Source organism: Pseudoxanthomonas spadix BD-a59 (assembly GCF_000233915.3).
Classification (GTDB): domain Bacteria; phylum Pseudomonadota; class Gammaproteobacteria; order Xanthomonadales; family Xanthomonadaceae; genus Pseudoxanthomonas_A; species Pseudoxanthomonas_A spadix.
Map to the genome: position 1 here is coordinate 3,086,776 of NC_016147.2, position 12,878 is coordinate 3,099,653.

Annotated in this window: 12 protein-coding genes; 4 read left to right on the plus strand and 8 right to left on the minus strand. The window is 69.2% G+C overall.

Annotated elements, in window-relative coordinates:
- Positions 1 to 8: 8 nt before the first annotated feature.
- Together DSC_RS13940 and DSC_RS13945 are read left to right on the plus strand one after the other, a co-directional pair.
- The gene (locus tag DSC_RS13940; RefSeq protein WP_043291432.1) at positions 9 to 734 is read left to right on the plus strand and encodes a glycosyltransferase; all 726 of its coding nucleotides are present in this window, start codon (positions 9 to 11) and stop codon (positions 732 to 734) included.
- 153 nt (positions 735 to 887) lie between these two features.
- On the plus strand, positions 888 to 2,084 hold the full coding sequence (locus tag DSC_RS13945) for an FAD-dependent oxidoreductase (protein WP_014161841.1): 1,197 nt from the start codon (positions 888 to 890) through the stop codon (positions 2,082 to 2,084).
- A gap of 132 nt (positions 2,085 to 2,216) precedes the next feature.
- Here the strand turns inward: DSC_RS13945 and DSC_RS13950 are convergent, their stop codons facing one another.
- The 6 genes from DSC_RS13950 to DSC_RS16780 all read right to left on the minus strand — a co-directional run bounded on the left by DSC_RS13950 (position 2,217) and on the right by DSC_RS16780 (position 8,843).
- Positions 2,217 to 3,236, minus strand: coding sequence for a hypothetical protein (locus DSC_RS13950; RefSeq protein ID WP_238527651.1), 1,020 nt, complete (start codon positions 3,234 to 3,236; stop codon positions 2,217 to 2,219).
- Between the two features lie 131 nt (positions 3,237 to 3,367).
- Positions 3,368 to 4,576, minus strand: coding sequence for an aldose epimerase family protein (locus DSC_RS13955; RefSeq protein WP_014161843.1), 1,209 nt, complete (start codon positions 4,574 to 4,576; stop codon positions 3,368 to 3,370).
- Between the two features lie 78 nt (positions 4,577 to 4,654).
- Positions 4,655 to 5,524 carry a DNA ligase gene (locus DSC_RS13960; RefSeq protein ID WP_014161844.1) on the minus strand — a complete coding sequence of 290 codons (870 nt, stop codon included), beginning with the start codon at positions 5,522 to 5,524 and terminating at the stop codon, positions 4,655 to 4,657.
- A gap of 206 nt (positions 5,525 to 5,730) precedes the next feature.
- Positions 5,731 to 7,377, minus strand: coding sequence for an alpha,alpha-trehalase TreA (gene treA / locus DSC_RS13965; protein ID WP_043290733.1), 1,647 nt, complete (start codon positions 7,375 to 7,377; stop codon positions 5,731 to 5,733).
- A gap of 352 nt (positions 7,378 to 7,729) precedes the next feature.
- The gene (locus tag DSC_RS13970; RefSeq protein ID WP_014161846.1) at positions 7,730 to 8,563 is read right to left on the minus strand and encodes an alpha/beta fold hydrolase; all 834 of its coding nucleotides are present in this window, start codon (positions 8,561 to 8,563) and stop codon (positions 7,730 to 7,732) included.
- 82 nt (positions 8,564 to 8,645) lie between these two features.
- The gene (locus DSC_RS16780) at positions 8,646 to 8,843 is read right to left on the minus strand and encodes a hypothetical protein (protein WP_148268147.1); all 198 of its coding nucleotides are present in this window, start codon (positions 8,841 to 8,843) and stop codon (positions 8,646 to 8,648) included.
- Between the two features lie 169 nt (positions 8,844 to 9,012).
- On the opposite strand from DSC_RS16780, the gene DSC_RS13975 reads away from it, so the two are divergent.
- Positions 9,013 to 9,183 (plus strand): oxidoreductase-like domain-containing protein, encoded by a 171-nt coding sequence (locus tag DSC_RS13975; protein ID WP_083833615.1) that lies wholly within the window; start codon positions 9,013 to 9,015, stop codon positions 9,181 to 9,183.
- 365 nt (positions 9,184 to 9,548) lie between these two features.
- On the plus strand, positions 9,549 to 10,391 hold the full coding sequence (locus DSC_RS13980) for a class I SAM-dependent methyltransferase (protein ID WP_043291437.1): 843 nt from the start codon (positions 9,549 to 9,551) through the stop codon (positions 10,389 to 10,391).
- Positions 10,392 to 10,582: 191 nt separating this feature from the next.
- Here DSC_RS13980 and DSC_RS13985 read toward each other — a convergent pair whose 3' ends face one another.
- Together DSC_RS13985 and DSC_RS15795 are read right to left on the minus strand one after the other, a co-directional pair.
- Positions 10,583 to 11,407 (minus strand): lysophospholipid acyltransferase family protein, encoded by an 825-nt coding sequence (locus tag DSC_RS13985; RefSeq protein WP_014161849.1) that lies wholly within the window; start codon positions 11,405 to 11,407, stop codon positions 10,583 to 10,585.
- 421 nt (positions 11,408 to 11,828) lie between these two features.
- A complete protein-coding gene (locus tag DSC_RS15795) occupies positions 11,829 to 12,641 on the minus strand; it encodes a peptidoglycan-binding domain-containing protein (protein ID WP_014161851.1) in 813 nt (270 codons plus the stop codon).
- Positions 12,642 to 12,878: the final 237 nt, after the last annotated feature.

Genomic DNA, 12,878 nt, shown 5'->3' on the forward strand with positions numbered 1-12,878 from the left:
TGCGCGCGATGCTCTCCTTCATCCTGCCCGCGCACGACGAGGCCCGGCTGCTGCCGCAGACCCTGGCCGTGCTCAAGACCGCGGCAAGTGAACTGGCCATCGCCCACGAGATCATCGTGGTCGATGACGCCTCTACCGACGCCACGGCCGCGCTGGCCCACGCAGCCGGCGTCCAGGTGCTGCCGATCCAGGCACGCCACATCGCCGCCGCCCGCAATGCCGGCGCGGCCCATGCGCGCGGCACCCACCTGTGTTTCATCGATGCCGATACGCATGTGGATGCAGCGATCCTGCGTGCGGCGCTGCAGGCGATGGAGGACGGCGCGGCCGGTGGCGGCGCACGGGTGCGGCTGCAGGGCCCGGTCGCATGGCATGCGCGGCTGGGCGAGCCGCTGCTGGGCGGCCTGCTGCGGCTGGCGCGGATCGCGCCCGGCTGCTTTCTGTTCTGCACGCGCCAGGCCTTCGAGCAGGTCGGCGGGTTCGACGCGCGCCTGTATGCCGGTGAAGACGTGGTCATCAGCCGGGCGCTGGCCCGGCAGGGGCGGTTCGTGCTGCTGCGCGGCGTGGTGTGGACCTCACCGCGCAAGCTGCAGACCTTCAGCGTTTGGGAGCACGTGAAGCTGTTGCTCGCCCTGGCCCGACATGGGCGCGGCCTGCTGCATTCGCGCGAGCGGCTGGACTTCTGGTATGGCGCCCGGCGCGGACATGAGGCGGGAAAACGGCCGCCGGGTTGAAGCTGGGCCAGGCCCATCGCCTTCCGCGCCTGCGCGCTGGCCGGGACCGTTACCGGCGGCCCGAGCTCGGCCTGCTCGCCGCCACCGACACCAGCACGCCCAGATGCCCGACCTGGGCCAGGATATGCCTCCCCTCCTTACCAAGGACTGCGCATGCAACGTCGCCATTTCCTGCGCCAAGCCGGCGCGCTGGCCGCGCTCGCCGGTTCCGGCCGGCTGCTGGCGCAGACCCCGCCGCCTTCCCCGCATGCCGCAGCCGCGCCGCTGGGCCAGTTGCCGTTTGCGGCAGCAAAGCCGCTGGCGCCGATCAAGGCACGCGCCGACCGGGTGGTGGCCGTGACCGTGTGCACGCGGCCGTTCCGCGCGCAGGGGCCACGGATCGAGGCCGAACGCATCGGCCGGCGCACGGTGGTGCACCAGTACGGGCACGGCGGCAGTGGCTGGTCGCTGTCCTGGGGCTCGGCGCAGCAGGCCGTGCGCCTGGCCCTGGCCGGCGGCGACAGCGAGATCGCGGTGATCGGCTGCGGCGCGATCGGCATCACCACCGCGCGGGTGGCGCAGGAGGCCGGGCTCAAGGTGCGCATCTATGCCAAGGAGACCCTGCCGGCGAGCCGCTCGTTCCTGGCCACCGGCGTGTGGTCACCCGACTCGCGCATCTGCACCACCGAACACGCCAGCCCGGCCTTCAAGGCGTTGTGGGCGCAGATGGCCACCGCCTCATTCCAGCAATACCAGCGCATGCTCGGGCTTGCCGGGGCGCCGGTGGAATGGCGCGACAGCTACGTGCTGTCCGAGGTGCCGCTGGACCAGCCGGCCGGCGGCGGCGGCGAGGACGACGAGCCGGACTACCCGTCGCTGGAATCGGAGCTGCTCCACGGCCTGCGCCCGCATGGGCTGAAGCTCGATCCGGGCGAACATCCATTCCCGGTGCCGTACGCGGCGCGCTATCCGGGCCTGATCTTCAACATCAGCGCCTACGCCCGGATGCTGATGGAGGACTTCCTGCACGCCGGCGGCAGCTTCCAGGCGCGCGAGTTCGAGAGCCCGCGCCAGTTCGCCGACCTGCGCGAGAAGACCCTGATCAACTGCACCGGCTACGGCGCGCGCGCCTTGCTGGGCGATGAGAGCGTGATCCCGGTGCGCGGCCAGACCGCACGCCTGATCCCGCAGCCGGAAGTGGATTACGGCCTGTACTGGCGCGGCCACAACCTCAACGTGGTGCCGCGCCGCGACGGCATCCTGGTCCAGGCGCAGATGCCGGGCGACTTCAACAACGCCGACACCACCATCGACCGTGCCAGCACCGATGCGGCCGTGGCGCAGCTGGCCAGGCTGTTTCCGGCTGCCTGAAGCCTGCCGTAGGGCGGGTCTTGACCCGCCATGCGCGGTCCACCGGGATTGCAGTGGCGGGTCGAGACCCGCCCTACGGACATCGCGGTGGCGGGTCGAGACCCGCCCTACGGCATCGGGGTCCAGGCGCCCCTACCCGCCGCAGGCCGACAGCCGCCTGTCGGCATACCACAGCGCGCGCCGCGACAGGTCGTAGGCCGCGTCGATGGCCTGCGGCAGGTAGTACTGGGCGCGCTGCACGTCGGCACCGTGGGTCAGCGCGGTTTCGTTGCGCTCCAGCTCGGTCAGGTGCTTGCGCACGTCGGCCAGCCACTTGTCCTTCTGCCGGTCCTTGCACATCAGGGCGCGGCCCTGCAACGCATCGAGCTGGGCGTGGATGGCCTTGCTGGCCTGGCCCGGGGGCTGCGGGGCTTTTTCGAAACCGATCGGCGCGGCCTTGTAGGCATCGCCGGTGGCTTCGCTGCCCAGATCGGCCTGGTTCTGCGCCAGCGCCGGGTTGAAGCCGGTGGCCGGCGGCGGACGGGCCACCGCGCTGCTGCGATCGCTCTTGAACATGTCCTTGATCACGCCGTTGATCTTCTGCGCAGCCGCATCGCCCAGGGTGCCCTTGGCGGCCCAGTCCTTCTCGAAGCGGGTTTCCTGGTAATCGATGGGGTTGGGCTTTTCCAGCACGTTGCGGGCCTTGGCGGCATCGCGCGCGCTGGCCATGCCCGGCGGCGTGCCGGGCGGCGTGGACGGCGGCGCTTCGGCCACGCCCGGCGGCAGGCGCACCTGGCCGTCACGGGTGTAGATGGCGTTGGCGATGGATTCGGGCCTGGCGGGCGGCTTGGTCGGCGTGGTCACCACCAGGGCCCTGGGCGCGGCCGGCTGCGCCGGCTGTGGCTCGGCCTGGGCCGGCGTGGCAGCGGCAGTCCTGGCCGGGGCGCGGGACGCCTCGGGCCGGGCGGTGTCCGGGGGCGGCGCAGGCGTGGGCCGGCTGACCTGGCGCTGCAGGAATTCCAGGCGCATGACGCTGGTTTCGCTGGTGCGCAGCGGCCCCAGCCGCGCGACCGGCGTCTTCAACAGCACCATGGCGAACAGCGCCATCATCAATATCGTCAGCAGCGCCGCAGGAATCTGCAGCCCCAGCTCGTCCCGCCAGCCCTGTCTCACCACTGCCGCCAAGTGTTGCAACCGTTCCGCCACGCCAATGGTCAAGTGTGCGGGAGTCGCTGCGGCCAGTTGCTGCGGTTGCGTGATGCCGGGTGACCGGCGTGTGCAAAGCGTTCAGGAAAGGTCGGCCATTACCTGGCGACGCCGAACCGATACACCGTGGTCTGGGTATAGGTCTGGCCCGGATCCAGGCGAGTGCTGGGGAAGTCCGGGTGGTTGGGGCTGTCGGGGAAGTGCTGGGCTTCCAGTGCCAGCGCGCCCCAGTGCAGGTAGGTCTTGCCGCCCTTGCCGCCTTCGATGCGATCGATCGAGTTGGCGGTGTACAGCTGCATGCCCGGCTCGGTGGTGTAGACCGACATGGTCCGGCCCGAGGTCGGTTCTTCCACTACCACCGCGGGTGTGTCGGCGCCGGCCTTGTCCAGCACCCAGTTGAAGTCATAGCCACCCTGCCTGGGCTCGGCGTACTTGAGCGCCGGATAATCCTGGTGGATGCGCGCACCAAGCGTGGTGGGCGTGCGGAAATCCAACGGCGTGCCTTCCACCGCGACCAGCTCGCCGGTGGGGATCAACTCGGCATCGACCTGCGTGTACTGGCTGGCGTTGATCTGCACGGTGTGGTCAAGCACCGATTCGGCGCCTGCACCAGCCAGGTTGAAATAGGCGTGGCTGGTCAGATTGAGCACGGTCGGCTTGTCGGTGGTGGCCCGGTAGTCCAGCTTCAGGCCGTCGGTCTCCAGGGTGTACACCACGGTCACGTCCAGGTTGCCGGGGAACCCCATCTCGCCATCGACCGAGCGGTAGTGCAGGGCCACCGAAGGGGCGCCGTCGGCGGCCGGCGTGGCCTCCCACAGCCGGGTCGCGAAGCCTTGCGGACCGCCGTGCAGCGCATTGCCGTTGTTGTTGGTTGGAATCCGGTAGGTCTTGCCGTCCAGGCTGAAGGTGCCCTTGGCGATGCGGTTGGCATAACGGCCGATCAGCGCCCCGAAATTGGTATTGATGCTCGCGCCGTCCTTCAGATAATCCTCCAGCGTGTCGTAGCCCAGCACCACGTCATCGCGCTTGCCGTCGCGGTCGGGCACGATCAGCGACTGGATGATGCCGCCGTAGGTGAGGATCACCGCGGTCAGGCCCCGGCCGTTGTCCAGCGTGTACTTCTGCACGGTACGGCCATCAGGCAGCGTGCCGAAATCACTGGCACCCACGCGCGGCGTATCGACCGGTGTGCTGCTTGCCGATGGCGTGGCTGCGGTGTCCGGTGTCGCCGCCTGCGGCGCCTCGGCCGGCTTGCATCCACAGACCGCTGCGGCCAGCACGGCAACCATCACTGCGATGCGCATCATGCTGCGCTCCTCCCGAATCGAAGTGGCAGTGTGGCCGCGCCGGTGCAAAGCGCCGGTCAAGACCGGCCCGCGCCTGGCTCAGCGCTGCGGATCGGGTGGCGGTGGTTCGTCGCGCACATGCAGGAAGCGGGCAAAGCGCGGCAGGCCCTTGCTGGTCAGCCCGTTGTAGCGATAGGTCACCCAGGCGCCCAGCGGCGGCGGCGCGGCGCGCTGGGCATCGGTGAAGCCGCTGCCGATACGGAAGCTTCGCCCATCCGGCAGCTGCACCAGCAGCGCGCCAAGCAGGCCTGCATACTTGCCCTTGCCGCCGAGGTGGGCGACCACCCGCGCCTCGGCATCGTCGTAGGGCTTGTACTTGAGCAGCGCATCGCTGCGCCCGACCAAGTAATGCGCATCACGCCGGTGAAGCATCAGGCCTTCGCCACCAGCGGCCACGACCCGGGCGAACTGCGCATCCAGTGCGGCGACATTGTCGATCCGGCGCTGCTCCACCAAGCGCAGCTGCGCATTGCCGCTGGCCTTGACCAGCGCCTGCATCCGCGCCACGCGCGCTTCGAACGGCCCGGCATCGGCCGGCAGGTCGAACAGCATGAAGTGCAGGTCATGCCATGCCGGATCGTCCGCGTTGCCTGCGCGGACCAGCGCGCTGGCCGCATCGAACCGGCCACGCCCGAGCCACAGCTCGCCATCCAGCGGCTGCGTCGGCCAGCCGCGGGTGAACCAGGCCGGCGCGTCGATCCGTGCGCCCCCACGCGTCCACAGCGCCTGGCCATCCCAACGGCCGCGCACGCCATCGAGCTTTTCGCTGACCAGGTAATCGGCGAGCGCCAAGTGGCCGTGGTACCCGGTGGCCAGCATCAGGCGCGGCGGCTCGGCATGCGCCGGCACGCCCAGCAGCAGACAGTTCAGCAACAGCGACAGCAACAGCGACAGCAACATGACGCGCATCGGCCCGCTCCGTGGACGAGGGACCCTCAGCGTCTTCCACAGGCAGGCCTGCGCCTATCGGGACATGCCGCACTGGCCGGTAGGAAAAGCCTGCATCGGCCTCGCGCACCGGCAGCGCGCGCGAGCCACGGGCACGGCACGGAAGCAGAAGGGACGGCAAAGGCGCCGCAGCCCCCCGCCCCTGCCTTTGGCGGCAGCCGCACGGCTCAGTGCACGGTGGCCGGCGGCGGGTACAGGTCCAGCAACTTGAGGGTGACGCCATTGGTCCAGCCGAAGCCGTCCTGGTTGGGATACTCGCCACCGCCGGCGTTGCCGGTGGCCTCCACGTCGTACTTCTCGGTCAGCTTGTGTCCGGCGGCGAACACCGCCTGCACCCGGCCCAGGAAGCCGCGGCCAATCCTTTCGGCCAGCGCGTCGTGCCGATAGCGGCGCAGGCCGGCAACGGCGACCCACTGCAGCGGCGCCCAGCCATTGGGCGCGTCCCATTGCTGGCCGCTGCGCACCGCCGTCGTCGCGATGCCACCGGGGCGCAGCAGCTGCGCCTCGATGATCTTGGCCGTCTGCGCGGCGCGCGCGGGCGTGGCGATCCCGGCGAACAGCGGGAAGACGGCGGCCGCCGTGACCTGCATGCGCGGCGCGCCGGTGCGCAGGTCGTAGTCGGCGTAATAGCCCTTCGGATTCCACAGATGCCGTTCAATGGCGTGCTTGCGCGACTGTGCGCGGGCGGCATAGTCGATCGTGCACGCCTGCGGCTGCAGCTTGCAGGCATCGGCCAGCGTGGCTTCCAGGTGGTACATCAGGCTGTTGAGATCGACCGGCACGATCTGGGTGGTGTGGATGCTGGACAGCTTTTGCGGGTCATCGAGCCAGCGGCTGGAAAAATCCCAGCCCGATTCGGCGGCCGCGCGCAGGTCGCGATAGACCTCACCGGGGCGCGCGTCGCGCACCTGCGCGGCGGTCCGGACATCGTGCGCCCAGGCTTCCTGGCGCGGGATGTCGCGATCGTCCCAGTAGCGATTGAGCACGCTGCCGTCGGCGAGCCTGACCACCCGCGCGGCCGCATCACCGGGCTTGAGCACCCGGCTGCCGCGCATCCAGTAGGCGTACTCGGCCTGCAGCTGTGGCAGGTACGTTCGATACACCGCCTGGCCGCTGCGCACGGCCTCGTCGCTGACCATCCAGGCAAAGAATGGCGGCTGCGACCGGCTCAGGTAATAGCTGCGCGTGCCGTTGGGGATATGGCCATAGGTGTCGATCTGGTAGGCGAAGTTGTCCAGCATCTGCCGCGCCAGGTCGGTGCGGCCGCTCTGGGCCAGGCCCAGCATGGTGAAGTACGAATCCCAGTAGTACACCTCGCGGAAGCGCCCGCCCGGCACCACCGTCGGCTCGGGCAGCGCCAGCGCGCTGCTGTACGCCGGCACCTCGGTAAAGCTGCGCGTCAGCACCGGCCACAGTTGCTTGATGTGCGTGCGCAGGTCGGTGTCCTGACGGATCGGCGGCACCTGGATCGGCGGGTCTTCGGCGAAGTCCTGCAGCACGAACGCCTTCAGGTCGAAGCCGGACTGGGTCCGTGCGACCAGGTAATCGGCTTCGATCCGGGCCGGCTCACGCCTGGGGATCATGTCCACGAAGTGCTTCTGATCTTCGAATATCTCCTGCATCTGCACCGCCTCGAACAGCTGCGGAAACAGCTGGTCGGGCGTGGCCGGCGATGCGACCGCGCGCATCGGCGATGCAGCGGCAGGCGCTGCCACCGGGGTTTGAACTTGTGGGGTACTGGCGCAGGAGACCAGCAGCGCCGACATCGCCAGCGCAAGAAGCGAGGCGCAAGCGCGAGGATTGGACGGCTTCATGCGACGGGACAGGATCGGCGAGGGGGAAAAAGATGTACGACGCCCCGCGTCGCCCACCCGTGATGGCCGGACCACCCAACACTGGCCTCACCAGCGATAGGCCAGCGACATCTGCTACTGGCGCCCGGCAAACGGCCGGATCGCGCCCTCGACCTTTCAGCCGCCGGCTCGCGAATCGCCAACAGTGGGCAGTCGTCGCCATTGCCCAGCAACGTCTGAAGTCATGGTACGGCGCGACCGCGACGCGCATGCGATGCGATGGAGTCGAACCCCGATGTGGCAGGCCGGTGCAGCGCGCACATGGAGAGACCGGCTTGCGCCGGTCGCCTTTTTCCAACGCGATGGAGCGCGCCTACCTGGCCAGGAAGGTCAGCAATGCCGTGTTGAACGCGTCGGCATGGCTGACGTTGCAGCCATGCGGGGCACCCTTGAGCACCTGAAGCTCGCTGCCGGCAATGGCCTGCCGGGTGCGCCGGCCCGAACCTTCCAGCGGCACCACGCCATCGGCATCGCCATGCAGCACCAGCGTGGGCACGCTGACCTGCCTGAGGTCGCCGCGGAAGTCGGTGGTCGCAAAGGCCTGCATGCAGCCCAGGACCGCGGCCTGGTCGGACTGCCTGCACAGCGCGATGGCCTGCTGGCATTGCGCCTGGCTGACCTTCAGTTCGCCCTGGGCGCTGAAGAAGTCCCGGGTGAAGCCTTCGAAGAAGGCCTCGCGATCGGCTTTCAGGTCCGACGCCATGGCCTGCGCCTTGTCCTGGGTGAGCGGGCCCTCGGGATTGTCCGGCGTCTTGAGCATGTACGGCGTCACCGCGGCGGCGAACACCACGCTGTGCAGGCGACCCTGGCCGTGGCGGCTGATGTAGCGCGCCACCTCGCCGCCGCCCATCGAGAACCCGACCAGCGTGGCATCGCGCAGGTCCAGGTCTTGGATCACACCGGCCAGGTCGTCGGCCAGATGGTCGTAGTCGAACCCGCTGGACGGCTTGTCCGAGCGGCCGAATCCGCGGCGGTCATAGACCACCACGCGGTAGCCGGCATCGCGCAGCGGACCCACCTGCGCCGTCCAGGATTGGCCTGACAGCGGCCAGCCGTGGATGAGCACGACCGGGCGACCCGCGCCGCCACTGTCTTCCACATGCAGGCGGACGCGATCGCTGGATGGTTTTTCGGGTACGGCACTCATGGCAGTTCCTTGGCGCGTGGAAGAGCGCACCATGCTGGCTGCACCCGCACTTGCGCCGGATGAAATCGCCGCTAGCGTGGCGTCAAGGCCGCCTGTTCATCTGCGGCCAACGGGGCCAGCAGCGCAGTGAATGATGCTGAAGGCCTTGAGGTGCGAGCGGTCGTAGTTGGCATTGTCGATGCTCGGCCAATACGGCCAGGATCGGGGCGATGATGCCGATGGCGGTCAGCCAGGCCTGCAGGCTGTTGTCCAGCACGGTGGAGTGAGTCAACCAGTCCATCTGTGCTTCTGTGGAGGTCCATCTGTGCTTCTGTGGAGGTCCATCTGTGCTTCTGTGGAGGTCCATCTGTGCTTCTGTGGAGAAAAGGGATGTGCCTGCGCCGGCGCCGGCCCTGGCCGAGAGCCGCGGCGGTGTGGTCGCCACCGCCGCGTGTGCGGATAATCGCCGCATGCGCGAACATGATGACCCCCGGCCGGTTGCGCCCGAGGCCCCGCTCCCCGGCGACTGCTGCGACAGCGGCTGCGATCGGTGCGTCTATGACCTCTACAACGAGGAAGCGGCGCGCTACCGCCAGCAGCTGGCGGCCTGGCGCGCCCGCCATCCTGACCAGGCCTCCTGAAACCAAACTGATCGGCGCCTGCAGCGCGATACACGCGCGGCCTGGCGCAGGCAGGTCGCGCGATTGTTCGAGGACGCGCCAGTGGCTTGCGCCCACGCAAAAGCAGCGCTGATCAGGACCGCCATGTGCGGGCCGATCACCTGCGGCCGAACGCTTCGGGAATTGATGGTCCACCGCGCCGGAGCCGCATGAATCCCTTGCGCGGCCGAAGGGCGCGACTGGCACGCACGCAGCCGGGTGATCCCACCCGATGCACGATGCGATGTCCCGATCCTCCCTGGATCCGGAAGGACCCGCGCCGCGAGCGGCTCGGCTACGATGCCAGCCCGTCTTCCAACCACCTCGCGCTGCTGGCCGCGCCTCCCGTGCCCCACCCGACTGCGCCGCTGCTGCTCCTGTCCACCGCCCGCGCCATCGTCGCCGCGCGCGAAGCGGGCCTGTCCGAGTGGACCGGCTCGCTGGACCTGGGCCGTTCGACCGGCACGGCGCTGCTGCACGCCGACACCTGGACCTGGCGCGGCCAGGCCTATCCCTATCCGGGCAAGCTGAAGGACCGCACGGTCTATTCCTGGGACGGCGAGGACTTCGCACCGGTGTCGCACTTCGGCGGCGCGTTGATCAAGCTGGTGCCGACCGAGTGGGACGTGCCGACCTTCGAGATCGACGGCATCAAGATGCTGCCCACCTCGAAGGAATCGCCGCTGGACGATGCGCGGCGCAAGGTTGCCCTGGTCGCCCCGCGCGGCAAGGTGGTCCTGGATACCTGCGGCGGGCTGGGCTACTTCGCCGCGTGCTGCCTGGAGGCGGGCGCGGCGCGCGTGATCTCCTTCGAGAAGAACGCCGACGTGCTGTGGCTGCGCACGCTCAACCCATGGTCGCCCGATGCGGACGCGCCCGCCAGCGGCGGACGGCTGGAGCTGACCCACGGCGACGTGTCGCAGGCGATCGCCGGGCTTGGCGATGCCTCGGTCGATGCGATCCTGCACGACCCGCCGCGCTTCGGCATTGCCGGCGAGCTGTATTCGCAGGCCTTTTACGACCAGCTGGCGCGCGTGCTCAAGCGCGGCGGGCGGCTGTTCCACTACACCGGCAGTCCCAACCGGCTCACCAGCGGCCGCGACGTGCCAGGCGAGGTCGCCCGGCGCCTGGAGAAGGCCGGCTTCAGCGCCCGGCTGGCGCTGGATGGGGTGCTGGCCACGCGCCGCTGATGCGCGCTGCAATGCATCGGCAGGCACTGAAGCGCGCTTCAGCAGGCCCGAGGTGCGAAAAACCGCTCCCCGCGCATGCTCGGCAACGGCGGCGATGCCGCGAACGGATCCCCGGATCCACGGCCAGCACCGGGCGTGCCGGTGCCGTCCTTGCGCAGGCCGAGCAGGCCAATTGCGATCAGGCGCGAGGATCAGGCCCCCACCGGTTCGGCATGCGTGGGCAGCGCGCCTGCCACGATGGCATGCAGCCGCAGCGCCAGGGCCTTGCGATCGACCCCGTCGCCGATGGTGACGGGCGGATGGAAGGTCACCCGCACGCGCGCACCCGACAGCCCCAGGAAATGCTTCACGTGCGGGCCGGCCCGCATCGCGCCATGGAAGGCATAGGCCGCGCGATCCCCGCCTGCGTCCAGCGCCACACCATCCACCGACAGCAGTTGCTGGGTGAACGGCTGCAGCGTCCATCCTGGCGCGCCCGCCGGCCGCTGCAGGAACAACGCGAACAGGCTGGACTTGAACGGCGCCACCCGCTCGCCGGAGGAGGTGGTGCCTTCGGGAAACAGCACCAGGTCATGGTCGCCGCGCAGCTGCGCGCCCAGCTGCGCGGCCACCGCGGCCGCATCGCGCTGGCGCCGGCTGATGTACAGCGTCTGCGCCAGCTCGCCGACAAACTTCATGCCCGGCCAGCCTTGCATCTGGTCCTTGGCGATGAAGCGCGCCGGCAGCAGGCTGCCCAGCACCACGATGTCGTAGTGCGAAAGGTGGTTACCGACCAGCAGCGTGCCGCCGCCGGTGCGCGGCGTGCCGATCATCTCCACTTGGATCCCCATCGCCCGGCGCAGGCAACCAAACCACCAGCGCGGCACCACGAACGCATTCGGGCCGCGGGTGAAGCGCATCACCAGCCATTGCAACGGCATCAGCACCACGCTGGCCAGCAGGATCGCGATGATCCTGGCCAGGCGACGGCAGGCCGCGCGCAGCGGACCCGGCGCCTCGGCAACGGCCGCGCGCATTGCAGGCTCAGGCGATGGATCGGGGGTGGCAGGCATGGCGAAGGCGAGAGGACAAGGGAATGCGGCGCGCGGCGCGGCGCGGCGGCCGATGTTCGCATCCCTGCGCGGTGGAATCGAGTGTGTCGCCGGATCATTCCAGCCTGGTCTGCAGGGCAGCATGCGTACTGGCGCCGCGGCTGCGGGGACTCGGTCATTCCCCTCTGCACCAAGCCCCGATCGTGCTGACCTCACTCATGCCGGCACCCCTGCTTTCGAAGCTCACCCGCCCGACCCGGTTTTCCACTTCCACCTGCTTGCGGACAGCGGCACCCCCCGCCTGTAGCTTGGGGCCTTGCAGCTTCTCCGCCGCCAGACCGTGGCGGCTTCTCCGCCGCCAGACCGTGGCCCGGGGTGATCCGATGCCCGACAACATCGGCGAGCGTCAAGGTCTCCTGCGCCTGGCTCGGCGTGCGTACGAGCGACGACCGCGCGGCCGCCGCGGTGCCTGGTCCGCGGCCTTCTGCGCCGCACCCAATGCCTCCAGGGTGTGCTTGCCGGCCTTGCCGTCCACTTCCAATCCGCGGTCACGCTGGAATTGCTCCACTGCCGCCCGCGTGTTCCTGCCGAAATCACCGTCAGCCACCAGCGGCTTGCCATCGGCTCCGAGGTATCCCAGTGCGCCCAGCTTCTCCTGCATTGCCTTGACCGCCTCACCCTGCTCGCCCTGGACCAGCATGCCATCGGCCATGGGGTCGCCGCTGGCTGGGTCTGGAGCGACGGTTTGCGCGGGCTGCGCGTTGATCTGTGCCCAGGCCTGATCGGGTGTCTTTCCCTCGGCGATCGCCTTGCGGTACTGATCGCGCATCTTGTTCAACGCGTTTGCAGTCTCCTCTGCGGTAATCCAGGCATGGTTGGCACCGCCAGGGGCGTCGTAATAGCTCTTGCCCGTGCTCGGGTTGGCGATGCTGGCCCACTCCTGCGACAGCGCCAACTGCGCCAACTGCGCCGACCGCAGCGTCGCGCCTTCTGCACCGGTGATGTAGTTCCGGATGGAGGGCCGCTTGCGGGTGATCAGGTAGTCCGAAAAGATCCGGTCCTGCACCGCATCGGTGAATGCGGCATTGCGGTCCAGGCCCAGGCTGATCACCGCAGCATTCATCGTGCTGGGGATGACCTGGTAGCGCCCGACCGCAAACAGGCGGTTTGCATCACCGCGCGCAAGCGCCTGCTGGTCAAGCACCTGGCCAATGCTCATCGATGAAAAGTCAATGGCGCGATCGGGCCCACGGACATGCTCCTTGCCGTCATCACCGATAGACATGCCGCCGGCAGAGCCAGCCGAAGTGTTACAGGCACGATTGCGACTGCATCACCTGCACCTGGCAGGTGCCTCCAGCGCAGAGCCAGAGCACAAGCAACCCCTCCCCAGCCCTCCCCTGCTGCGCAAGGGAGGGGGGCGGAGCAGTGGCCGTGGAGCCGGCGCCTGGTGAGC

What these genes read in the sequence shown, in the direction of transcription:
- DSC_RS13975 (WP_083833615.1), top strand. Translation starts at nt 9,013, where the DNA reads ATGCGCGAACATGATGACCCCCGGCCGGTTGCGCCCGAGGCCCCGCTC.
- DSC_RS13970 (WP_014161846.1), bottom strand. Translation starts at nt 8,563, where the DNA reads ATGAGTGCCGTACCCGAAAAACCATCCAGCGATCGCGTCCGCCTGCAT.
- DSC_RS13960 (WP_014161844.1), bottom strand. Translation starts at nt 5,524, where the DNA reads ATGCGCGTCATGTTGCTGTCGCTGTTGCTGTCGCTGTTGCTGAACTGT.
- DSC_RS16780 (WP_148268147.1), bottom strand. Translation starts at nt 8,843, where the DNA reads ATGGACTGGTTGACTCACTCCACCGTGCTGGACAACAGCCTGCAGGCC.
- treA (WP_043290733.1), bottom strand. Translation starts at nt 7,377, where the DNA reads ATGAAGCCGTCCAATCCTCGCGCTTGCGCCTCGCTTCTTGCGCTGGCG.
- DSC_RS13945 (WP_014161841.1), top strand. Translation starts at nt 888, where the DNA reads ATGCAACGTCGCCATTTCCTGCGCCAAGCCGGCGCGCTGGCCGCGCTC.
- DSC_RS13985 (WP_014161849.1), bottom strand. Translation starts at nt 11,407, where the DNA reads ATGCGCGCGGCCGTTGCCGAGGCGCCGGGTCCGCTGCGCGCGGCCTGC.
- DSC_RS13940 (WP_043291432.1), top strand. Translation starts at nt 9, where the DNA reads ATGCTCTCCTTCATCCTGCCCGCGCACGACGAGGCCCGGCTGCTGCCG.
- DSC_RS13955 (WP_014161843.1), bottom strand. Translation starts at nt 4,576, where the DNA reads ATGATGCGCATCGCAGTGATGGTTGCCGTGCTGGCCGCAGCGGTCTGT.
- DSC_RS15795 (WP_014161851.1), bottom strand. Translation starts at nt 12,641, where the DNA reads ATGAGCATTGGCCAGGTGCTTGACCAGCAGGCGCTTGCGCGCGGTGAT.